Source organism: Rhizobium sp. IBUN (assembly GCF_000510625.1).
GTDB lineage: Bacteria > Pseudomonadota > Alphaproteobacteria > Rhizobiales > Rhizobiaceae > Rhizobium > Rhizobium altiplani.
The window spans coordinates 144,758-164,946 of record NZ_AZNV01000005.1 but is presented as its reverse complement, the minus strand read 5'-3'; the positions used below and the strand labels follow the sequence as shown (position 1 = coordinate 164,946).

21 protein-coding genes and 1 tRNA gene are annotated in these 20,189 nt (G+C 60.2%); 14 read left to right on the top strand and 8 right to left on the bottom strand.

Annotated features, from left to right (window positions below; genetic code table 11):
• Positions 1-3 precede the first annotated feature (3 nt).
• The gene (locus RHIBUN_RS0107565) at positions 4-657 is read left to right on the top strand and encodes a protein-L-isoaspartate(D-aspartate) O-methyltransferase (protein WP_025659083.1); all 654 of its coding nucleotides are present in this window, start codon (positions 4-6) and stop codon (positions 655-657) included.
• Between the two features lie 137 nt (positions 658-794).
• A complete protein-coding gene (locus tag RHIBUN_RS0107560; RefSeq protein ID WP_025659082.1) occupies positions 795-2,348 on the top strand; it encodes a peptidoglycan DD-metalloendopeptidase family protein in 1,554 nt (517 codons plus the stop codon).
• Between the two features lie 52 nt (positions 2,349-2,400).
• On the opposite strand, the gene RHIBUN_RS0107555 is transcribed toward RHIBUN_RS0107560, so the two are convergent.
• Positions 2,401-3,273, bottom strand: a complete 873-nt coding sequence (locus tag RHIBUN_RS0107555; RefSeq protein ID WP_025659081.1) for an ATP-binding protein — start codon at positions 3,271-3,273, stop codon at positions 2,401-2,403.
• A 207-nt stretch (positions 3,274-3,480) separates the two neighbouring features.
• Here RHIBUN_RS0107555 and yajC point away from each other — a divergent pair, with 207 nt between their 5' ends.
• The 8 genes from yajC to RHIBUN_RS37210 all read left to right on the top strand — a co-directional run bounded on the left by yajC (position 3,481) and on the right by RHIBUN_RS37210 (position 10,411).
• Positions 3,481-3,828 carry a preprotein translocase subunit YajC gene (yajC, locus tag RHIBUN_RS0107550; RefSeq protein WP_018859378.1) on the top strand — a complete coding sequence of 116 codons (348 nt, stop codon included), beginning with the start codon at positions 3,481-3,483 and terminating at the stop codon, positions 3,826-3,828.
• A gap of 56 nt (positions 3,829-3,884) precedes the next feature.
• The gene (secDF, locus tag RHIBUN_RS0107545) at positions 3,885-6,446 is read left to right on the top strand and encodes a protein translocase subunit SecDF (protein WP_025659080.1); all 2,562 of its coding nucleotides are present in this window, start codon (positions 3,885-3,887) and stop codon (positions 6,444-6,446) included.
• Positions 6,447-6,450: 4 nt separating this feature from the next.
• A complete protein-coding gene (locus RHIBUN_RS0107540) occupies positions 6,451-6,837 on the top strand; it encodes an Mth938-like domain-containing protein (protein ID WP_025659079.1) in 387 nt (128 codons plus the stop codon).
• A gap of 2 nt (positions 6,838-6,839) precedes the next feature.
• On the top strand, positions 6,840-7,691 hold the full coding sequence (locus tag RHIBUN_RS0107535; protein ID WP_025659078.1) for a phytoene/squalene synthase family protein: 852 nt from the start codon (positions 6,840-6,842) through the stop codon (positions 7,689-7,691).
• 68 nt (positions 7,692-7,759) lie between these two features.
• Positions 7,760-8,227, top strand: coding sequence for a hypothetical protein (locus RHIBUN_RS0107530; RefSeq protein WP_025659077.1), 468 nt, complete (start codon positions 7,760-7,762; stop codon positions 8,225-8,227).
• Positions 8,228-8,418: 191 nt separating this feature from the next.
• The gene (locus RHIBUN_RS0107525; RefSeq protein ID WP_018859373.1) at positions 8,419-9,078 is read left to right on the top strand and encodes a peroxiredoxin; all 660 of its coding nucleotides are present in this window, start codon (positions 8,419-8,421) and stop codon (positions 9,076-9,078) included.
• 36 nt (positions 9,079-9,114) lie between these two features.
• Positions 9,115-10,152, top strand: coding sequence for an MBL fold metallo-hydrolase (locus tag RHIBUN_RS0107520; RefSeq protein WP_025659075.1), 1,038 nt, complete (start codon positions 9,115-9,117; stop codon positions 10,150-10,152).
• A 25-nt stretch (positions 10,153-10,177) separates the two neighbouring features.
• Entirely contained in the window at positions 10,178-10,411 is a 234-nt protein-coding gene (locus RHIBUN_RS37210) for a GDCCVxC domain-containing (seleno)protein (protein WP_082728492.1), read from the top strand.
• Here the strand turns inward: RHIBUN_RS37210 and RHIBUN_RS0107515 are convergent.
• From RHIBUN_RS0107515 to RHIBUN_RS0107500, 4 genes are all read right to left on the bottom strand, one after another.
• Positions 10,384-10,980: a class I SAM-dependent methyltransferase gene (locus RHIBUN_RS0107515; protein WP_025659074.1), complete on the bottom strand. Its 597-nt coding sequence runs from the start codon at positions 10,978-10,980 to the stop codon at positions 10,384-10,386. The two genes, RHIBUN_RS37210 and RHIBUN_RS0107515, sit on opposite strands and share 28 nt — an antisense overlap.
• Positions 10,981-11,068: 88 nt before the next feature.
• Positions 11,069-12,502: a methylenetetrahydrofolate--tRNA-(uracil(54)-C(5))-methyltransferase (FADH(2)-oxidizing) TrmFO gene (gene trmFO, locus RHIBUN_RS0107510; RefSeq protein ID WP_025659073.1), complete on the bottom strand. Its 1,434-nt coding sequence runs from the start codon at positions 12,500-12,502 to the stop codon at positions 11,069-11,071.
• 76 nt (positions 12,503-12,578) lie between these two features.
• Complete coding sequence (locus RHIBUN_RS0107505) at positions 12,579-14,648, bottom strand: pyridoxamine 5'-phosphate oxidase family protein (RefSeq protein WP_025659072.1); 2,070 nt, start codon at positions 14,646-14,648, stop codon at positions 12,579-12,581.
• Between the two features lie 48 nt (positions 14,649-14,696).
• Entirely contained in the window at positions 14,697-15,314 is a 618-nt protein-coding gene (locus tag RHIBUN_RS0107500; protein ID WP_025659071.1) for a glutathione S-transferase, read from the bottom strand.
• A gap of 111 nt (positions 15,315-15,425) precedes the next feature.
• Between RHIBUN_RS0107500 and RHIBUN_RS0107495 the strand changes: the two genes are divergently transcribed.
• A complete protein-coding gene (locus tag RHIBUN_RS0107495; protein WP_025659070.1) occupies positions 15,426-16,313 on the top strand; it encodes a LysR family transcriptional regulator in 888 nt (295 codons plus the stop codon).
• Positions 16,314-16,371: 58 nt separating this feature from the next.
• On the opposite strand, the gene RHIBUN_RS0107490 is transcribed toward RHIBUN_RS0107495, so the two are convergent.
• The 3 genes from RHIBUN_RS0107490 to RHIBUN_RS35170 all read right to left on the bottom strand — a co-directional run bounded on the left by RHIBUN_RS0107490 (position 16,372) and on the right by RHIBUN_RS35170 (position 17,344).
• Entirely contained in the window at positions 16,372-16,575 is a 204-nt protein-coding gene (locus tag RHIBUN_RS0107490; protein WP_025659069.1) for a hypothetical protein, read from the bottom strand.
• A 182-nt stretch (positions 16,576-16,757) separates the two neighbouring features.
• The gene (locus RHIBUN_RS35175; protein WP_018859365.1) at positions 16,758-16,901 is read right to left on the bottom strand and encodes a DUF1127 domain-containing protein; all 144 of its coding nucleotides are present in this window, start codon (positions 16,899-16,901) and stop codon (positions 16,758-16,760) included.
• 296 nt (positions 16,902-17,197) lie between these two features.
• Complete coding sequence (locus tag RHIBUN_RS35170) at positions 17,198-17,344, bottom strand: DUF1127 domain-containing protein (protein ID WP_018859364.1); 147 nt, start codon at positions 17,342-17,344, stop codon at positions 17,198-17,200.
• 864 nt (positions 17,345-18,208) lie between these two features.
• Here RHIBUN_RS35170 and RHIBUN_RS0107470 point away from each other — a divergent pair.
• The 3 genes from RHIBUN_RS0107470 (at position 18,209) to RHIBUN_RS0107460 (ending at position 20,135) form a co-directional block, all read left to right on the top strand.
• Positions 18,209-19,312 (top strand): DUF2157 domain-containing protein, encoded by a 1,104-nt coding sequence (locus RHIBUN_RS0107470; RefSeq protein ID WP_025659068.1) that lies wholly within the window; start codon positions 18,209-18,211, stop codon positions 19,310-19,312.
• Positions 19,309-19,896 carry a GDYXXLXY domain-containing protein gene (locus RHIBUN_RS0107465; protein ID WP_025659067.1) on the top strand — a complete coding sequence of 196 codons (588 nt, stop codon included), beginning with the start codon at positions 19,309-19,311 and terminating at the stop codon, positions 19,894-19,896. Before RHIBUN_RS0107470 ends, RHIBUN_RS0107465 begins: the two co-directional genes overlap by 4 nt.
• A 154-nt stretch (positions 19,897-20,050) precedes the next feature.
• A tRNA-Leu gene (locus RHIBUN_RS0107460) sits at positions 20,051-20,135 on the top strand.
• Positions 20,136-20,189 lie beyond the last annotated feature (54 nt).

Below are 20,189 nucleotides of genomic sequence, written 5' to 3'. Positions count from 1 at the left end.
ATTTTGACGGCACGGTTGGTGGAGAAGGAAGGTTTTGCGGCGCTCGTCTTGAGGCTGCGAGCCGAAGGCGTGTCCGATCTGGACCTGCTGACAGCAGTCGAGCAGACGCCACGGTCGCTGTTCGTGCCGGCACAGTTTGCCGAGCAGGCCTATTCGAGCCGCACGATCCCGATCGAATGCGGCTCCTTCATCGAGGGCGTCGATCTCGCGGTCAGGATCCTTCATCACCTGAAAATCAAACCCGGGCAACGCGTGCTCGAGGTCGGCACCGGCAGCGGCTTCATGACCGCCGTCATGGCTCGCATGGCCGAGCGCGTGCTGACGATCGACCGCTACAAGACACTGACGACGAATGCGCAGCGCCGCATAGACTCGCTCGGACTGCGAAACGTCATCATCCGCCAGGCTGACGGCAGTGCCGGTCTGCAGGGAGAGGGGACCTTCGACCGTATCGTCGTAACCGCTGCGTTCAATTCGATGCCACGGTTCTACACCGACCAACTCGTTTCCGGCGGTTCGATGATCGCTCCATTGATGATTTCCGACAACGAGTGTCGCCTCGTGCGGCTCACGAAAACGGGCAGCCGCTTCGAGCGCGAGGAGCTGTTCGACACACCCTATCTTCCGATCGTCCCTCGTCTCGCATCTCAACTCTAGGGCGACTGGCTCGCAAGCGCTGCTATGGTTAGCAATCCCTCAAAAAAATCTCGCGGATTCCGGCACCTTAACCGCGTGGTAATACTAACGCGCTTTAATAAACCCACAAATGGTTGCGTTAATCAGTGGGTCGAGTCATGCGTTTCAGTCTTTCGCCAAGAGTGGGCAAGTCTGCCGGTAATGTCCTGATAGCGGCTTTGCTGGCGAGTGCGGCAACGGGTTGCAGTTCCGATGTGACACGTTTCGGTGGTCTCTTCTCGTCATCCGGTCAGGACCAGATGACGACCAACTCAATCCCTCGCAGAGGTATGCAGGCCGATCCGGTGCCGCAGGCGGATTTGGCACAGGGCGGCTACGCGCCAAGTAGCCAGGCAACGAGCCAGCCTTATCCCGCGCAGCCCGCTTATGGCGCCTCCAGCGCCCGCATGGCCTCGGCACCTGTTTCCGTCCAGCGCTCCGAACTCGCGGCTCCCTCCGCCGTTGCACCGGCAGCGCCATCCCGTGAAAGGCAAGTCGCACTCGCCCAGCCATTCCCTGCCGCCACTGCTCCGAAGAAGTCGGCGCCCATTCTCGTTCCACCGAAGGCAGACGCGATCGTCACCGGCACGAACCCCAAGGTTTCCGGCTGGTCGGCAACCAATGCGCCGTCCGTCACACTTCGCCCGGGTGAAAGCATCACGACACTCGCCAACCGCTACGGTGTGCCGGAGAAGGAGATCCTTCGCGTCAACGGCTTCAAGGCTGCCGCTGCCGCCAAGCCGGGCCAGATCATCCTGATCCCGACATTCAATGGAGGCAATGCAGCAAAGGCAGCCGCCCAAAGCGCCGACCTCTCCAAAGGTGGGCATCTGCCGCAACCGAACAAGCAGCAGGAACAGAACGTTGCGGTCGTTCCGGGTGCGAACTCCGCCCGTGACAAGTCAGTCGCAAATGCCGATCTGTCCAACAAACTTGCGGCCGGTGCAGGCAAGGGGCCAAAGGGCGCCGGCGGCACCTACGTCGTCAAGCCGGGTGACTCGCTCGCCAAGATCGCCAAGGCGACGGGCACCAGCATCGACGATCTGAAGGCCGCCAATAACCTGTCGGCCGGTTCTATTCGCATCGGTCAGGAGCTTAGTCTTCCGGGTGGTTCTAAGGATGGCATGAAGACGGCTTCCATTCCGGCAAAGGCAGAGCCGAAGCCAGTCGCCGAGCCCGCCTCCGCAACGTCGACTGCTGCCGCGCAGCCGGCAACCTACAAGGCTCCTGTCGCCACCGAGACGGTGGATGAGGCTGCCAAGAAGGAAGTGGCATCCGCCGCACCCGAGGCTACCGGCATCGGCAAGTATCGCTGGCCGGTTCGTGGAGCTGTCATTGCCGCCTACGGCGCCAACGTCAACGGCAGCCGCAACGACGGCATCGACATTTCCGTGCCCCAAGGTACGCCGATCAAGGCGGCCGAAAACGGCGTGGTCATCTATGCTGGCAACGGCCTGAAGGAACTCGGCAATACGGTCCTCGTCCGCCACGACGATGGTACGGTCACCGTCTACGGCAACGCCGATACCTTGAGTGTTGCCCGCGGCCAGAAGATCCAGCGCGGCCAGACGGTCGCCGTCTCCGGCATGAGCGGCAACGTCAAGCAGCCGCAGGTCCATTTCGAAGTTCGGAAGGACGCGACGCCGGTCAACCCGATTACCTTCCTCGAATAGGTATTGCGTCCGAGGATGCTCAAAAGCCCGGCCTCAAGCCGGGCTTTTGTCATTATGCACGGTCGAGTGCGATGCGCATCCGACCGGCGAGATCCTGAATGTACTGCCAGGCAACACGGCCCGAACGTGCGCCACGCGTCGTGGCCCATTCTAGCGCCTCCGCATGCATCTTCTCGCGATCGATTGGCAGCCTGAAGTGGTCGGCATAGCCGTCGATCATCGTTAGATAGTCGTCCTGGCTGCATTTGTGAAAACCCAGCCAAAGGCCGAACCGGTCGGACAGCGAAACCTTTTCCTCGACCGCCTCCGAAGGATTGATCGCCGTCGACTGCTCGTTCTCCATCATGTGGCGCGGAAGCAGGTGGCGCCGGTTCGAGGTCGCATAGAACAGGACGTTGTCCGGTCGACCTTCCACGCCGCCATCAAGGGCTGCCTTGAGCGATTTGTAGGCCGTGTCATCATGGTCGAACGAAAGGTCGTCGCAGAAGACGATGACACGGTGCGGCGTGTCCTTGAGAAGATCGAGCAGCGTCGGGAGGCTCGCAATATCCTCGCGATGCACTTCCACCAGCTTTAGCGACACGCCGCTCTCGCGCCGCACATCCTCGTGAACAGCCTTGACCAGCGACGACTTCCCCATGCCGCGCGCACCCCAGAGAAGAACGTTGTTGGCCGGAAAGCCTTCGGCGAAGCGCACCGTATTCTCGTGCAGGATATCGCGCACGTGGTCGACACCGCGGATGAGCTTCAGCGCCACGCGGTTCGGCCGTGCAACCGGCTGAAGATGCTGACGGGCAGGGGACCAGACGAAGCAGTCGGCCGCGTTCCAGTCGTTCAATGCGGGCGGCGGCCCCGCCAACCGATCGATCGCATCTGTGAGCCGGCGCAGCTCCGTCAGAATGGCGTTGTTGACGTCTCCGGCCATGGGCCTTCCTCCTGAATTCTGCTTGCAACCAGTGTACTGTGTCTTTTGCCTGCGGCGTAGCATGGCCTTTTACGAGCGGAAAGGTTATGAGGCAGCGGAATCGGTACGGTTTCCAGCTGTTTCTGTTGCATTCGCAAAGACCGCAATTATAGTCCGGCCACCCGAGAAAGGCGGAGTTCCGCCTCCGGAAAGTTTGAGGAGTTTAGCATGTTCATCACCCCGGCATTTGCCCAGGCTGCCACCGATACCGCGGCGTCGCCGTTCGGTTCCGGCTTCGAAATGATCATTCTTTTCGTGCCGTTGATGGTTGTATGGTATTTCCTGCTGATCCGTCCGCAGCGCGCCCAGGCCAAAAAGCGGGAAGAAACGCTGAAGGCGATCCGCCGTGGCGATCAGGTTGTGACCGGCGGTGGCCTCGTCGGCAAGGTCACCAAGGTTGTTGACGACAAAGAACTCGAAGTGGAGATTGCAGACGGCGTTCGCGTTCGCATCGTCCGCACCGGCATTTCGGAAGTTCGCGTCAAGGGTGAGCCAGTCAAGGCGGACGCAGCATAGTATTGCAAACCAAGATGTGAACCGGATTAGGCCGGGTCGGAAATAGTCGAGAGAAAATGCACCGTTTTTCCCGCTTGAAGGCCGTCCTGATCTGGGTTTTGGTGGTGGTGGCCGTGATACTCGCGGCCCCAAATCTGTTGTCTGAAGGGCAGCGTTCGAGGCTGCCCCTATGGCTGGCTCATAGCCACATTGTTCCTGGCCCCGATGTGCAGGGCGGTTCCCATCTGCTTTTCCAGATAGAACGCGCTGATATCGTAAAGCACCAGCTCGAACGCACAGTCGCGGATGTGCGCGGTAAGTTGCGCGAAGCCAATATTCGCTACACTGGCCTGACCGGCAACGATCAGGAGATCACCGTCAAGATTACCGCTGCCAGCCAGGTGGATGCTGCCGTCAATGCGTTGAGCGCGCTGACCGTGAGCACGAAAAGTGGCTGGTTCGGTGGCTCGGTTCAGAATGTTTCCCTGCAGAAGGGCAATGACGGACAGCTTACGCTACGAATTTCGAACGCTAGCATCGACCAAGGTATCGCGGCCGCTCGGACGCAGTCCGTCGAGGTTGTGGAGCGTCGCATCGCCGGCATTGGGATTAGCAGTTTTTCAGTCCGCGGAGACGGGCGCGATCGTATCGACGTCAAGGCACTGGGCTCGGTCGACGTCGAGCGCCTGAAGAATATTCTGAGCGAGCCGGCCCAGCTCTCCGTCCGGCTGATCGATGAAAGCATGTCGGGGCAGGAGGCCCTTGCCGGTCGCTGGCCCGCGACGTCAGAGGTTCTCTACTCGCTCGACGATCCGCCCGTTCCCTATCTCGTGGACCGCACTGATTTCGTGACGGGCAACAATCTCGTTGACGTTCAGGCCGTCGCCGATGCGAACACGGATTCAGTCGCAATCAGTTACAAGCTGGATGCTGAAGGGACCGAACGCCTCGCGCAGAAGACTCGCCAGAACATCGGTCGGCACCTTGCCATACTTTTCGATGATCAGGTCATGGCGGCGCCTCTGATCAATGCGCCGATCCTGGACGGCACCGGGAAGGTGCCGGTCAGCTTCAGTGAGGACGGAGCCCGCGATCTTGCGCTGATCTTGCGAAGCGGCGCTCTGCCGGCGACGTTGACGACCGTAGAGGAGCGCACCGTCAGCCCCATCCTCGGGGCTGAATCAAAGCGCGCCGGTCTGATCGCCGGCTTCGTCGCTGCGATCCTTGTCACCGGATTGATGTTTGCCTTCTATCGCAAGCTGGGCATCATTGCCGGCATTTCGCTGGTCCTGAATCTGCTTTTGATTCTTGCTGTGCTGAGCGTGATCGGCGCGACACTCACGCTGCCCGGCCTCGCAGGTATCGTCTTGATCATCGGCATGGCCGTCGACGCCAATGTGCTTGTCTACGAGCGCATTCGCGAGGAGGCGAAAGCCGGTCACTCCTTCGCGGATGCGATCGACAACGGCTTCTCCCGGGCATTTATGACGATCCTTGATGCCAACGTCACGATCGTCATTGCGGCCGTCATTCTCTATTATCTCGGCAGCGATACCGTCCGCGGTTTTGCAGTGACGCTGGCCGCGGGAATCCTGACGACGGTCTTCACTACCTTCACGCTGACGCGCTGGATTGTCGTTACCTGGCTGCATCGCAAGCACCCGCGGCATCTGCCAAGGGATGTTCAGACGGGCATTTTCGACCGCGCGAACATCCGTTTCATGGGCATCAGGCGCTACACCTTCACGGTGTCGGCCGTGCTTTCCATTCTCGCCATGGTCGGCTTCGCGACAGTCGGTGCAAATCTTGGTGTCGACTTTGCGGGCGGGTCGCTGGTGGAAGTCAAGGCGAAGCAAGGAGCTGCCGATCGTGATGATATCCGCGCTCGCCTCGGTGATCTGAACATCGGGGCCATTGAGGCTCGCCGCCTTTCGGACCCGTCGACGGCATTGGTCCGCATCCAGGCGCAAGGCGGCGGCGAGAATGCCGAACAGTCTGCCATGACGTTGCTGCGTGATGAATTGAGCGACGACTATGAGATCCGGCGTGTCGAGGTTGTCGGCCCCGCCGTATCAGGCGAACTGACCAGGGCCGCGACGTTGGGCATACTCGGTTCGCTCGCTATCATCCTGCTTTACATCTGGCTCCGCTTCGAATGGCAATTCGCGATCGGCGCGATTATCGCGACGCTCCACGATATCATCCTGACGCTAGGCCTTTTCGTACTGACCGGCATGGAATTCAATCTCACAAGCGTTGCGGCCCTCCTGACGATCGTCGGCTATTCGCTCAACGATACAGTCGTCGTCTACGACAGGATGCGCGAGAATCTGAAGCGCTATCGCAAGATGCCTATGCCGATCCTGATCGATGCTTCCATCAACCAGACGCTGTCGCGCACCGTTTTGACGGCGGCAACGACGTTGCTGGCGCTCCTGGCGCTCTGCCTTTTCGGTGGCGACGTGATCCGCCCGTTCGCCTTTGTGATGCTGTTCGGCGTTGCCATTGGCACCTTTTCCTCCATCTATATAGCCGCGCCCGTGCTGATAGCCTTCAAGCTCCGCCCTGACGCGATTGACAACGATCAGAACAAGAAAGTGGCCGAGCCGGATACGAACCCCGGCAATCCGGCAGTGTGAGAATATGGCAAGAGGCATAGAAATCCGCGAGGCGCATTTTCCTGGACGTGCGCCCATCGATACCTACGGCAATGGCGGCTTCCGTTTCGCTGACATGTCTCATCGCGGGTCGATCCTTTGCCTGCCGTCCGGCATCTATGGCTGGGACATGGACATGTCGAAGTCTCTGTCGATCAAGAATTTTCAAAAGGTGCTCGATGAAGCAGCCGGGATCGAGGTTCTGCTGATCGGGACGGGAGACGACATGCGTCCGATCCCGCCTGATCTGAAGGCCGCGCTCAAGGCTGCAGGTATTTCCTCGGATCCCATGAACACAGGCGCGGCCGTCCGCACCTTCAATATCATGCTCATGGAATCCCGCGCTGTCGCCGCGGCACTGATCGCGGTTTGACAATGGCGGAGCAGTCTTTGACGAACCAGGACATTTGCCTGGCGATGCTGCGTGACAACGACCGCGACCGCTATCTGGCTTGCCTGCTGGCGCCGGAAGTAAGGCGGGGCGCTCTGGCAGCTCTCTACGCTTTCAACGCCGAGCTCGCGCGCATTCGCGATCTGGTGCACGATCCCCTTCCAGGGGAGGTTCGCATGCAGTACTGGCGCGATCTGCTGGAGGGCAGCGCGCACGGCTCCACCCAGGCAAACCCGATTGCCGCCGCCTTGTTGTCGTCGATTGAAACCCACCGCCTGCCATCGCAGACCCTCGTCAACATGATCGATGCCCGCATCTTCGATCTCTACGACGATCCGATGGAGACGCGGGTCTCACTTGAGGGGTATGCCGGCGAGACGGCGTCTGCGCTGATCCAACTGGCAAGTCTCGTGCTTGCGCCGGAGGCGGCCACCGCATCTGCCGAGGCTGCTGGGCATGCGGGCGTTGCGCAGGCCATCGCCGGTCTTCTGCTCCTGATGCCGTTGCATCGCCACCGCGGCCAGCTCTACCTTCCCCTTGAAATCCTGTCCGCTACCGGGCTCGATCGTGATGCGTTTCTCGCCGGCGAGGACAAGCCGCGAATCTCTGCCGCGATCGAAGCCTTTGCGGGACTTGGACGCGACCATCTTGCCAAGGCGAGACGTGTCGCAATACCGCAGTCGGTGTTTCCCGCCTTTTTGCCTGTCACCATGGCGGAGCCGATTCTTTCCAACGCCCAGAAGGTAGGCGCGGGACTGTTCGATCGGCAGATCCAGCGATCGCAGTTTCGGCGCCAGGCCGGCATGCTGCTTGCGCTGATGCGCAAGAAAATCTGACCCTGTTTAAACTCGCGCAAGGCTCGTGCGTTATAAAGACGCCGTTGTCGATTTGATCGGAGAGGGATGTGAGCATAATCGTCTGGTGCGTTATATTCGCGATCGTCGTCTTCATCGCCTTCATTTCGACGCGCATGGCGGCGCAGAACAAGGAAGATGGCCTGCACGATACCGGGCTCGCGATCATCGAGTTCAACCGGGCTTTCCCCAACGAAGCAATCCGCCAGTTGCAGGCGACTGCCGATGGGCAGGCGGTGTTCGTGCGTTTGCATGACAACAAGGCCGGCATCATGCGGAATATGCAGCGGCACTATTCGTGCCATGTTCTTGAGCCGGGAAGGGTGCGTGTGCTCAGCTCCGAAACCGGGCGAGGCCTCAACATAGAGTTCCTCGACGCACCACATTACAGCGGCACCTTTGAATTCGCGTCCGCCAGGGTGGCGTCGGAGGTCGCACTTTGGCTGCTCGGCAACTACGTGGCCGAGCCTGACAAGGCATTGCCGTCGCACAATCCCACGGTCGCAAACGGCCAGTAGCAAAGGTCCTGGCGAACCGGGATATCCCTTCGCTGCGGCCGTCCCGCATTTACAATCATCCTCGTCGGCGCGGCCCGCGCGACGCGTCGCCGCGGCCGTTTTGCCGTTGCCTACGGTCCGAAATAGGCGCAAGATTTACGCTATCCGGCATTAGTTTGAGTTTGTATTCACAAACGCGATGGAGGTGCGTGATGCTTGCAATCAATGATACCGCTCCGGATTTCGAAGCTCAGACGACCGAAGGCGTGATCAGTTTTCACCAGTGGATCGGCAACTCCTGGGCAGTGCTGTTTTCGCATCCGAAGGACTTTACCCCCGTATGCACGACCGAACTCGGCTACATGGCGCGGATCAAACCCGAATTCGACAAGCGCGGTGTGAAGATTATCGGTCTTTCCGTTGATCCGCTCGAACGCCACACCAGCTGGATGATAGACATCGAGGAAACGCAGGGCTATCGTCCAAACTATCCGATGATCGCGGACGTCGATTACGCGGTATCGAAGCGTTACAACATGCTGCCCGCGCTCGTATCCGGCGATCCGACCGAGCGCACTCCAGCCGACAATCAGACCGTCCGCAACGTCTTCGTGATAGGGCCTGACAAGAAGATCAAACTGGTCATGGTCTATCCGATGACCACGGGGCGCAACTTTGATGAGGTGCTGCGGGTCATCGATTCCCTGCAGCTTACTGCAAAGCACAAGGTCGCAACGCCAGTGAACTGGAAGAACGGCGAGGACGTGATCATCGCCGGTTCAGTCTCCGACGACGACGCAAAGAAGCAATACCCGCAAGGTTGGCGAGCACCGAAGCCCTATATCAGGATCGTGCCGCAACCGCACGGATAGGCAATCGCAAAGCAAGCCGCCACGAAGGAGGTGGGGATGATCTTCCGGCAGCTGTTCGATCCGGTGTCGAGCACCTATTCCTATTTGCTGGCAAGCCGGAACGGCGGCGAGGCGCTGATCATCGATCCGGTGTTGGAAAGGGTTGATCGCTATCTTCAGCTCATTCACGAGCTCGATCTGAAGCTCGTGAAGGCCGTAGATACCCATCTCCATGCCGACCACATCACAGGTCTTGGCGCGCTGCGCGACAAGACCCATTGTATTACCGTGATGGGAGAGCAAACAAAGGCCGACGTCGTTTCGATGCGTCTGTCGGACAATGAGAAGCTGACCATCGAGGGACTCGCCCTCGATGTGATTTATACGCCGGGACACACCGACGATTCCTACAGTTTCGTTTTGCCCGACCGCGTTTTTACCGGCGACACCCTGCTCATTCGCGGCACCGGCCGCACCGATTTCCAGAATGGAGATCCCCGGGCGCAATACGAGTCGATCTTTGGCCGACTGCTGAAGCTTCCGGAATCGACGATGGTCTTCCCTGCACACGACTACAAGGGCGATACGGTCTCGACCATCGGCGAGGAAAAGGCCTTCAATCCACGCCTGCAGGTAAAATCCGCCGATGAATATGCCGATCTGATGAACAATCTGAAACTGGCCAATCCGAAGATGATGGACGTAGCCGTTCCGGCTAACATGAAGGTCGGGATGAACCAGGACAACGTAATGCGCCATGGCTGGGCGCTGACGGCGCAGCAAGCGCTGGGCGTCGTCGGCCTCGGCGACGTCGCCTTGGTCGACCTGCGCGAGAATGCCGAACGGCAGCGAAACGGCACGATCCCGGGCTCTCTTCACGTCCCCTATCCCTCGCTCGAGGAAAGCATAGGCGCTGGCGGTACGCTGCATGAGCTGGCAACTTCAACCCGCAAGAGGCTGCTTTTCTATTGCGCGTTCGGCGAACGATCGGCAATGGCCGTGCAGGCAGCGCATGACGCCGGTCTTCCGCTGGCCTTTCATATTCAAGGCGGCATCGACGCCTGGAAGAAGGCGGACGGACCGATCGCGCATTAGCGAGCGCCCTATGGCAAGCGATAAAATGGTGCAGCGGCAATCGATTCTGACCTGTCCGATCTGCGGGCACCGATCAGTGGAAACGATGCCGGTCGATGCCTGCGTTTGGTTCCACGAATGCCAGGGCTGCGGCGCGACGCTTAAGGCGAAGCACGGCGATTGCTGCGTCTTTTGCTCATACGGGTCGGTTCCGTGTCCGCCGATTCAAACCCGCGCGATCTCGCGGTGTTGTCAGGCCACCTCGAACACGGCCGCGTAGTGATAGGGCGGCAGATCGACGACCCGCTGCATGAAAAAGCCAGCAGTCTCAACAACGGTACGAACCGCTTCGGGCGACATGCGCATCTCGGTTCGCGGTCCCCGGGGCTTGCCTAGGACCACCGTTTCCTCTCGCGGAGCCGGGTGCCAGTTGACGATGCAGAACAGGCCGTCCGGTTTCAGAACTTCCCTTACGGAACATGCGAGACCTATTTGGTCAGGAACGCCGTGGAAGGTATTGGCGATCAAGACAAAATCGACCGGTTCGTCAAGGTGTTTCGCCAGCGCCGACGTGGCGTCCGCGCAAATCCACTGGCGAACTGACGCGCCGCTGCGCTCAACTTCGGCCTTTGCCAGCTCGATCATGGCGGGATCGAGATCGAGCGCCGCCAACCGTCCGTCGACCAGTGCTGCGAGCGGGCCGGTGAAGTAACCGTCGCCGCAGCAAAGGTCGAGAACGCTCATGCCCCGCCGGATGCCAATCTGTTGAAGCAGCCCTTGGGGATCAGGCCACAGCGCAGACCACCAATCCCTGTCCGGCATGGACGTGCCTTGAAACAATGCTGCCATGTCACGCCCCCGAGGAGGTCTCACCACACAGAATTTCGACAGCGACGAGACGCCTGTCGATGGCTAGATCGGTAGGCTCCCGGCTCGATTACGCACTCTCCGCGAGCTTGACGTCCTGTCCGAGCCAGGTGGCACAATCCGCAAGCGCCCGCTTGGCGATCAGCTGCCGCTTCATGATCGTCTTGTCCTTGCCGCGGAAACGCTTCACGCCTTCGGGTTTGACAATCGAGCCGGGCTCCAGCTCGGGGAACAGGCCGAAATTGATGTTCATCGGCTGAAACGACCGCTTGCCCGGCTCCTCGTCGTTGACGATGTGTCCGCCCGTGATGTGGCCGAGCAGCGAGCCGAGCGCCGTCGTTGCCGGCGGCAGGGATACTCCTTCTCCCTTTCGCTCGGCAGCGGCGAACCGGCCAGCCATGAGGCCGACGCTGGCGCTTTCGACATAGCCTTCGCAGCCAGTAATCTGCCCGGCAAAGCGCAGGCCCGGGCGGGACTTGAGCGTGAGCGACGGGTCGAGCAGCGTCGGCGAATTGATGTAGGTATTACGGTGAAGGCCGCCGAGGCGAGCGAATTCGGCGTTCTGAAGCCCCGGGATCATGCGGAAGATCTCGGCCTGGGCCCCGTATTTCAACTTCGTCTGGAAGCCGACCATGTTGTAGAGCGTGCCGAGCGCATTGTCCTGGCGCAACTGAACGACGGCATAGGCCTTGACCGTCGGGTTGTGCGCATTGGTCAGGCCCATCGGCTTCATCGGGCCGTGCCGCAGCGTCTCGCGGCCGCGCTCTGCCATCACCTCGATCGGAAGACAGCCGTCGAAGTAAGGCGTTCCTTCCCACTCCTTGAATCCGACAGTATCGCCGGCAATCAGGGCATCGACGAAAGCGTTGTACTGCTCTTCGGTCATCGGGCAGTTGATGTAATCCTTGCCGGTGCCACCCGGACCGACCTTGTCATAGCGCGACTGGTACCAGCAGATATCCATATCGATGCTGTCCCGATGAACGATCGGCGCGATTGCATCGAAGAAGGCCAGCGCGTCCGCGCCCGTCTCGGCCTGGATGGCGCTTGCAAGGGAAGGTGCCGTCAACGGGCCGGTGGCAACGATGGCGAGATCCCATTCTGTCGGTGGCAAGCCGGTTACTTCTTCACGAACGACCGTGATCAACGGGTGCTCTTGGATCGCTTTGGTAACGGCGTCCGAGAAACCGTCGCGGTCGACGGCCAGCGCGCCACCGGCGGGGACCTGATGCTTGTCGGCGCACGCCATGATCAGCGATCCCGCCATGCGCATTTCGGCATGGATAACGCCAACCGCGTTGCTGGTCGCGTCGTCAGAGCGGAAGGAGTTGGAGCACACGAGCTCGGCCAAGCCGTCGGTCTTGTGGGCGTCGGTGCCACGCACACCGCGCATCTCGTGCAGAATAACCGGCACGCCGGCATTTGCGATCTGCCAGGCTGCCTCGGAGCCGGCGAGCCCGCCGCCGACCACATGGATGGGAGAATGGGAAAAGGTCTTGTTCATGCGCGGCTGATTACCACGCTGGGCCGGCGCAGGAAACCGAAGAATTGGCGACTGATCGATGCCGGCACCGATGCCGTCAAATATCCAGCTTCAGCCGAGCGCCCGTGTCGCTCGCCGCCGGCACGGCGCAGCAAATCAGCGCTTCGTCATCGGCGGCGTCGGCGGTCGGCTCCTTCGTGTATGCAACGGAGCCTGACAGGATTTTCGTCCTGCAACTTCCGCAATTGCCAAGGCGACAGCTGAACTCGGGCGCCAAGCCGCGCGCTTCGGCAAGCTCGAGCAACGTGCCCGATCCTGGCTCCCAGCGTGCTTCCTTACCGGAGCGCATGAAATAGACCGGCTGCGGTTCTTCAGCGGCGGCGCGCGCGGGCGATCGCGGGAGCGCATCTCCCGATCGCTGGAGAGACGCGGGTCCAAACGCTTCGGCATTGATGCGGCTATCAGAGATATTCAATCCACGCAGGCCATCATAGACCGACTGCATGAAGCCGGCTGGACCGCACAGATAAAAGTCGTAGTCGTTGAACGGCAACACGCTGCTGAGCAGGGTCATGTCGACGCGCCCCTGCTTGTCATAGTCTTCACCAGCGACCGTATCAGAAGTATCGCTGAGCAACCGGACCAGCTTGACGACGCCGCCGGACACTGCGGCGAGTGCCTGCAGCTCGGCATTGAATGCACGTTCCGACGCGTTGTGCGCTGAATAGATCAGCCAGGTCGGTCGTATCCGCCTGGTTCGCAGCCCCTCGTAGACGACATGCCGCAGCATCGCGAGCAGGGGGGTGATCCCGATGCCTGCCGCCAGCAAGACGGCAGGGCGTCTCTCGCCGGGGTCAATCGTGAACGCGCCTGTCGGGGCGCGTGTCTCGATGATGTCTCCTTGCCGGATGGCATCGTGAAGATGCGCCGAGACAAGCCCTTCGCGCTTGACGCTGATGCGATAGATACTGTCGGAGGGGGCCGAGGAGATCGTATAGGTGCGCACCGCCGGCACATCCGATCCCTCGAGCTTGATGCGGATCGGCAGGTGCTGGCCGGAGACATGCGGAATGATCCCGCCTTCGTCTATCGGTTCGAGATAGAACGAGCGCACGCTGGCGCTCTCTTCGACGATCCGGGTGACGCCGAAGGGCCGCCAGCTCTTGGCGAGGGCAATCGCCTGAAGCCGCGCGGCAGCCTCATCCCAACTCCCGGTCATCAGGGAGTTGGGAGATGGACCGTTGGCGCGCGATCGCCATCGCAGCGGCAACGCTTCCTGCCGGTAGACGATCTGTGTCGGGCGAAAGCGCCACAGCCGCTCCGCCCCCTGGAACGCCGCTATCTCAGGCGATTCCAGAATGACCTCGGCGCTGCCCGATAACTGCAGCAGGTCGCCGCTCTCGAAATCCGCGAAGACCAACCCCGCCCGCGGATTGGCAAGAATGTTGCCGAGCGTGTTGAAGAAGAGATTGCCGGCAAAGTCCGGGATCGTCAGAACACTGTCCTCGCCAATCCGGACAAAGCCGGGCCGGCCGCCACGATGCGAAACATCGATTTGGCGCCCTTCATGGTCGCGGTCGACATACGAGGCGACGAAGAATGTATCCGCCTTGGCGATCATTTCGGCAGGCCGACCCTCCAGATTGCCAAAACTGACCGGGTCGTACCCGGAGGGCTGCATTGGATCCCGTGCAAACTCGAAATCGCGCAGCTGGATATATTGCGGGCAGTTGCCGTAGGCCTGCCCAACACGCACATCGAAGCCGTCCTGCCCGGTTCGATGGATAGTGCCATTCAGCCGGTTGCGACGGCGCGTGTGGAGCTCGATACCCAACATGGCAATGGCCTTGCCGTCGTCCATTCCCGCGCCGGCCGGGTCGAGCAGCTCACTCGGAAGGTCGACACTCAGTGTGTGGAGGTCCGGGCTCTGAAGGAAGCCCGGACGATTGGCACGGAGTGTCGCCCATGCGTTGCCGTCTTCATCTACCGTCCCAAGAACGATGAAGGGCAGCTGCGGGTAGAACTGCCGATGCTGATCGATCAGGTGATCTCGCAGCACGCGGCGGCCCACTTCGTCCATTCGCTTCGCGACGCCGACCTTCTCCTGCAGTGCGATCTCTCCGGCATGCCAGGGAGAGGAGGTGGTGCTCTGTGCCTCGGTGGGCATAACTGGCTCCTTCACGGCTTTTGGTCGGGTGCGGCGCGATGCGGCGCCTTAAGCGGCCTCGACAATGCCGACGGGTGATTTCTGGAAAGGCTGAAAGCCGGGAAGAGCTTCTATGCGCTCGAGCCAGGTCGTTACGCTACGGTAGGCAGACCGGTCGACGTTCCCCTCAGGCGCCCGGGCGATGTAGCTGTAGAGGGCGATGTCGGCGATCGTCGGTCTCGTTGAGGCGATCCATTCACGACCGGTCAGTTGGGCATCGACAAGGCCAAGAATGCGATGAGCTCTCGCGATCACTTCTTCAGTATCGAATTTCGCGCCGAATAATGTCACAAGACGGGCCGCGCATGGACCATAGGCGATCTCGCCCGCCGCGACCGACAGCCACCGCTGAACCGCAGCCGCCGCTGCCGGCTCCTCCGGCAGCCATCCCTCCGGCGCATACGTCTTGGCGACATAGACAAGAATGGCGTTGGAGTCGCTGACGACGGTGTCGCCGTCCTGAAGCACCGGCAGCTGCCCGAATGGGTTGAGCGCCAGGAAATCGGGGCTCTTGTGTTCTCCCGCCGCTAGGTCGACCTCCACGATTTCGGCATCGACGCCGATAAGCGACAGAAAGAGGCGGGCGCGATGGGCATGGCCCGATAGAGGATGCGAGTACAGCTTCATCGATCTGATCTCCGATTGAGGTGAACAGACAATAATTGTTTCCTGCTGCGCGCTGAATTGCGATAATACGAAAGTCACTATTTCAATTTGTGGAATATTGCGGGATATCCTATGGATCGGCTTCAATGTATGAGGGTTTTGGTCAAGGTCGCCGAGACGGCGAGCTTTGCGCAGGCTGCACGCCAACTTCACATGAGCGCTCCGGCCGTTACGCGCGCAGTCGCCTATCTGGAGGAAACTACAGGTGCTAGGCTGTTCGTGCGCTCAACGCGCTCGGTGAAGCTGACGCCATCAGGCAGCCGATATGCTGACGACTGCCGAAGGATTCTCAGTGATATCGACGAGGCGGAAGCCTCTGCCGGTGGATCCCATTCAACGGCATCCGGAATCCTCAGCATCACTGCGCCGGTATTGTTCGGTCAGATCCATGTCGTCCCGATCTTGACCGCGTTTCTCAGCACGCACCCGGCGGTCACCGGGCGCGTCCTGTTCTTCGATAGGATGGTCAATCTCGTGGAGGAGGGCATCGACGTCGCCATTCGTATCGGCCACCTGCAGGACTCGGACCAGCAGGCGAACAAAGTCGGCAGCGTGCGCCGCGTTGTCTGCGGCGCGCCGGCCTATTTCGCGCGTCATGGCGAGCCGGTAACGCCGGCGGATCTCACCCGGCACGTGACCATCGTCAATACGGGATCATCGGCGCCGTTGGACTGGCACTTCGCGCCCAACCATACGCCCGTCAAGCTTCACCCGCGCATGTACTGCAACACCGTCGATGCATCGATCTCCGCGGCGTTGACGGGGTGGGGCCTGACGCGGACCTTGTCCTATCAGGTGGCGGAGCATCTTGCTGCCGGTCGGTTGAGGACGGTGCTCGATCAGTACGAGGAAGAGCCACTGCCGATCCACGTGGTCCACGTAGAGGGCAGGCACGTCTCAGCCAAGACACGTGCTTTCGTGGACTTTGCTGTTCAGAAGATAAAGGCGCTCGGCCTCTAGAGGCAGACCGATGTCGAGGTAGATATCAGCCCGATACGCTGTGCCGCAAAGGCGGCATTTATGCAATGGCCTTGGCCGAGGCTTCGTAGCATTCGGACAGGGAGCTTATACGATCGAGGTTGTTCAGGATATCGACCATGTCGCATGCTTCGCGCCACGTCATCCGAGCCATCTGCACGTTGTTCAACTCCGCCGGCCGTTGTGTCGTGGCATCGACAACGGTCCAGAGTCCGTCCTCCATGCGAAGATTATATCGGCACATTACGCATGTCTCCCTTGGGTAATGCCGGATACTTTCACAATGGCTAATATGAGTCCATCCTAAAGGATGATGGAAGTGTGGTATTAACTGCCATGCCCGTGGCGGGCGCGCTCGCCGTGAAGGGGCTCAGAATCAAAAACGGCGCCAAAGGCGCCGTCTTGGAAGCTTCACGCTCGCCGCTATTAGCGGAACGAGCGGGAAGCGATATTGCGGATGTCGTAGCGGGTAACGCCGATGTCGGCGAGCGCCTGGTTGGAGAGGCTGCCAAGTTCACTGAGCGTGCGGCGATAGCTCATCCAGTTCTTTGCAATGCGGATCGGGTTCATGTTCTTTTCCTCAGAATGATCGTCAGAGCGGCCCCATCGCCGTCTCATCGTTGACGTTCATATAAGTCTTCTCTGTCATATTGTGCAGTGCAAAGAAGCGGCATCTGCTATGCAATTGTGCATGTGATGCTCATTCCGAATGCAACGATTGTTTTCTGAGCCACGCCAAAAGGGACGGGGAATTGACTGCAACTATCGCGGAAGCTGGTAGCCAGGCAAAAGAAAACGCCCGTTGCCAGGGGCAGCGGGCGTTTTATCAAGGCGATCTTGCTTGGGAGGATAGCAAATCGCTTGGATTAGCGGGCAGAAGCCTCGCGAGCAACACGATGGATGTCAGAGCGGTCGATACCGAGGTCGTGCAATTCGCGGTTGGTCATGCGGCCGAGTTCGGAAACAGTCTGACGATACTTGCGCCAGTTGTTGAAAGAGCGAGAGAAGTTCATTTTGGTCCCCTTTCCTAGGGCTTGCGATCTGCCAGCTGCCGCCGATCGGCGCTGACCTCTATTTGATGACTGCAATATATGTTGCGCTGCGAAGTCGTAACAGAGACAAGATTTCAGATCACCTATGCATTTAGCGCAAGTCTCAAGCGCTAGTCGCCGTGATTTCGCTCCCATGTGGTTAATCATTAGGCAGAATGGTTGGCGTATGCCGGCCCGCGTTACCTTTTCTCCTTGCGAGGCGAGTGGCCGCCGGTTGGCATATGCAGCTGCGACAAGGAGGTCGCAGCGAAATTTGGTTCGGCGGTCAGCGGCTGCGGGGTCGTTGCTGCCTCCGATGAGCCTGCTGCCAGGCCATTAGACCGGCGCGACCTGCGGGAGGCACATCCGCCACCGCTGTCCAACAGGCATTGGAAAACCACGCTGCGATATTGTCGAAAACCAAACGCCCACCGGGGGAGGATCCGGTGGGCGTCGTTAGGGTGACTGACAACTGGGAGGAGGAGTGTCGTCAGTCTATCGGAGGGCGCTGGGAGGAGGAGTGCGCTGCTCCGAATTTCGTTACGAAGATCATCTTCGCAGGCTTTTCCGGTAACCCGGGGCAGGGCGCCGTCCCCTTGCCTTCTGACTAGTAACATAAATCGTCTTACTGGTATTTTGCAGTGCAATATAATCATGCTGCCCATGCAGAAATCGCATGGCTTGCGAGTATGGAGTGTATATTAGCAACCTGCCGTTATGGATCGGTTAAAAAGCACCCCAAATTCGCCCAATGAGGATTTCGTATGGGAATATTTCCCCGTGCTCGATCAACGGCTATAAAGCAAAGAGAGGAAGCGCGTAATCGCGCGTTTGGCGGAGTAGGGCATGTATCGCGGTCGATTGGAGCGAGACCTCTCGCTTTGGGTGGAAAAGGGGCTCTTGCCGGAGGCAACTGCAGGAGCGCTCTTGGAGGAATATGACGCGCGCCCGGCAAGCTTCAGCCTTGGCAACGTGCTGATGATCCTCGCGGCAATCCTGCTAGGGGCGGCGATCCTGCTGGTTGTCGCTTCGAATTGGGAAGCCATCCCGCGTCTTGTGCGCGTCGCCGTCATTCTTGCAATCATCTGGGTCGTGCATCTCGGCGCGGCGGTCATGCTCAGGCGCGGCGCCACCGGTGCAGCAGGCGGACTGCTGGTGATCGGGACATTGGCCTTCGGTGGAGCGATTTCGCTGATCGGGCAGATGTATCATTTGTCGGGAGACCAACTGACGGTCATGTACCTGTGGTTTGGCATGGCAGTGGTTTCGGCGGTGCTGTTTCGCTCCGGCGTCGTCGCCGCGGTGGCAGGCTTTCTGTCTTGGGGCAGCTTCGCGGCCTATCTCGATACCTACGATACGCGCTGGGTCGGCCTCGATCCCTGGATTGTGCCGCTCATGGCAGCTGTTGTCATTGGTCTCGTCCGCCTCACCGGCGCGGATCGCGCGCGCCATCTCGCGTATCTGCTGCTTGTCGGCTGGCTTACCTGGCTCTATGCGGTGAACGAGAATTTCTGGCTCGCGCTCGCCTATGCTGTCGGCGGCATGCTCGCCTTTGTTCTCGTCAGCCTGCCGGTAGCACGACGTTCCGCGCTTCTCAGGACTGCCGGATCGGCTCCTGCCTTTTACACTTTCCTCGTCGCCATCATCGGTCTCCTTCTGCTCCATATTGAACTGGAGCATGGCTGGCAGTTCGTGACATTGGCGCTGGTGACGCTGGGCGCCGCAGTTGTTGCCATTGCGCTCCAGGGACGAAACAACGGTGCGGTGCGCTATCTGGCCTACGCCGCCTTTGCCGCTGAGATGCTCTACCTTGCGTCGGTGACCGTCGGGTCGATTCTCGGGACATCGAGCCTCTTCCTGTTCTCGGGGCTCTTCGTTGCGGCCGTCGCGTGGCTCGTCATTCGCCTCGAGCGGCGATTTGCCCTCACAACTCCGGAGGCAAGCGTATGAGCATTTTCTCGCCGCAAGGTTCAGGCAGCCGCTACATCGTCGCTGCAATCATCGTAGCGGCGCTGCAGACCGCCGTTCTTGGCTATGTGATCGAGAGCCGTGCGTCGATTCTGCGCAGCGGTACCGACGCTCTGCTGAAGACCGCGCCCGTCGATCCGCGCGACTTTCTGCGCGGTGACTATGTCGTGCTGAACTACGAGATCTCCTCGGTCCCGGTAGCATCGATTGTTGGCGGTGTACCGCAGGACCAGGGCAAGAAGAGCCTTTGGGTGCGGCTGAAGCCTGGCGATGGCGGATTCTGGGGCATTGTCGAAGCATCGTTCGAACGCTTGGCCGAGCAACCGGGCACCGTGGTTCTGCATAGCAGGCCTTTCTATAGTTATGGCCCCAATTCCGCCGACCACATCCGCGTCGAGTATGGCATCGAACGCTACTACGTTCCGGAAGGCCAAGGCACGGCCTTGGAGCAGGCGCGCCAGGGCGGTGACGTCTCCATTGCCGTTCGCGTGGCCTCGGATGGAACGCCACAGATACGCAGCCTGCTCGTCGACGGGAAGCCCGCCTACGACGAGCCTCTTTATTAAGTTGACGCCGAATGGTGTGGAAGCCTGCGAGCGCGGGCGAAATCACTGTCATTTGCCCTTCATTTTTCCTTTGCCTCTCCCAAATCGGGTGTTATAGAGACGCCGCGCTCCGGAAGGCCTCATGTGCAGGCATATGCATGCGGTTTTTGAGAACGCGGGTATGGTGAAATTGGTAGACACGCCAGATTTAGGTTCTGGTGCCGCAAGGCGTGGGAGTTCAAGTCTCTCTACCCGCACCAAAAGCTGGCTTGCAGGCGGGGGGACCGGAACCGGTGTTCCTCGATTACCCGGCA

Bases quoted from the DNA above. Each gene is read 5' to 3' on its own strand.
- RHIBUN_RS0107560 (WP_025659082.1), top strand. From the start codon at position 795: ATGCGTTTCAGTCTTTCGCCAAGAGTGGGCAAGTCTGCCGGTAATGTC.
- RHIBUN_RS0107555 (WP_025659081.1), bottom strand. From the start codon at position 3,273: ATGGCCGGAGACGTCAACAACGCCATTCTGACGGAGCTGCGCCGGCTC.
- yajC (WP_018859378.1), top strand. From the start codon at position 3,481: ATGTTCATCACCCCGGCATTTGCCCAGGCTGCCACCGATACCGCGGCG.
- secDF (WP_025659080.1), top strand. From the start codon at position 3,885: ATGCACCGTTTTTCCCGCTTGAAGGCCGTCCTGATCTGGGTTTTGGTG.
- RHIBUN_RS0107540 (WP_025659079.1), top strand. From the start codon at position 6,451: ATGGCAAGAGGCATAGAAATCCGCGAGGCGCATTTTCCTGGACGTGCG.
- RHIBUN_RS0107535 (WP_025659078.1), top strand. From the start codon at position 6,840: ATGGCGGAGCAGTCTTTGACGAACCAGGACATTTGCCTGGCGATGCTG.
- RHIBUN_RS0107525 (WP_018859373.1), top strand. From the start codon at position 8,419: ATGCTTGCAATCAATGATACCGCTCCGGATTTCGAAGCTCAGACGACC.
- RHIBUN_RS0107520 (WP_025659075.1), top strand. From the start codon at position 9,115: ATGATCTTCCGGCAGCTGTTCGATCCGGTGTCGAGCACCTATTCCTAT.
- RHIBUN_RS37210 (WP_082728492.1), top strand. From the start codon at position 10,178: ATGGTGCAGCGGCAATCGATTCTGACCTGTCCGATCTGCGGGCACCGA.
- RHIBUN_RS0107515 (WP_025659074.1), bottom strand. From the start codon at position 10,980: ATGGCAGCATTGTTTCAAGGCACGTCCATGCCGGACAGGGATTGGTGG.
- trmFO (WP_025659073.1), bottom strand. From the start codon at position 12,502: ATGAACAAGACCTTTTCCCATTCTCCCATCCATGTGGTCGGCGGCGGG.
- RHIBUN_RS0107505 (WP_025659072.1), bottom strand. From the start codon at position 14,648: ATGCCCACCGAGGCACAGAGCACCACCTCCTCTCCCTGGCATGCCGGA.
- RHIBUN_RS0107500 (WP_025659071.1), bottom strand. From the start codon at position 15,314: ATGAAGCTGTACTCGCATCCTCTATCGGGCCATGCCCATCGCGCCCGC.
- RHIBUN_RS0107495 (WP_025659070.1), top strand. From the start codon at position 15,426: ATGGATCGGCTTCAATGTATGAGGGTTTTGGTCAAGGTCGCCGAGACG.
- RHIBUN_RS0107490 (WP_025659069.1), bottom strand. From the start codon at position 16,575: ATGTGCCGATATAATCTTCGCATGGAGGACGGACTCTGGACCGTTGTC.
- RHIBUN_RS35175 (WP_018859365.1), bottom strand. From the start codon at position 16,901: ATGAACCCGATCCGCATTGCAAAGAACTGGATGAGCTATCGCCGCACG.
- RHIBUN_RS35170 (WP_018859364.1), bottom strand. From the start codon at position 17,344: ATGAACTTCTCTCGCTCTTTCAACAACTGGCGCAAGTATCGTCAGACT.
- RHIBUN_RS0107470 (WP_025659068.1), top strand. From the start codon at position 18,209: ATGTATCGCGGTCGATTGGAGCGAGACCTCTCGCTTTGGGTGGAAAAG.
- RHIBUN_RS0107465 (WP_025659067.1), top strand. From the start codon at position 19,309: ATGAGCATTTTCTCGCCGCAAGGTTCAGGCAGCCGCTACATCGTCGCT.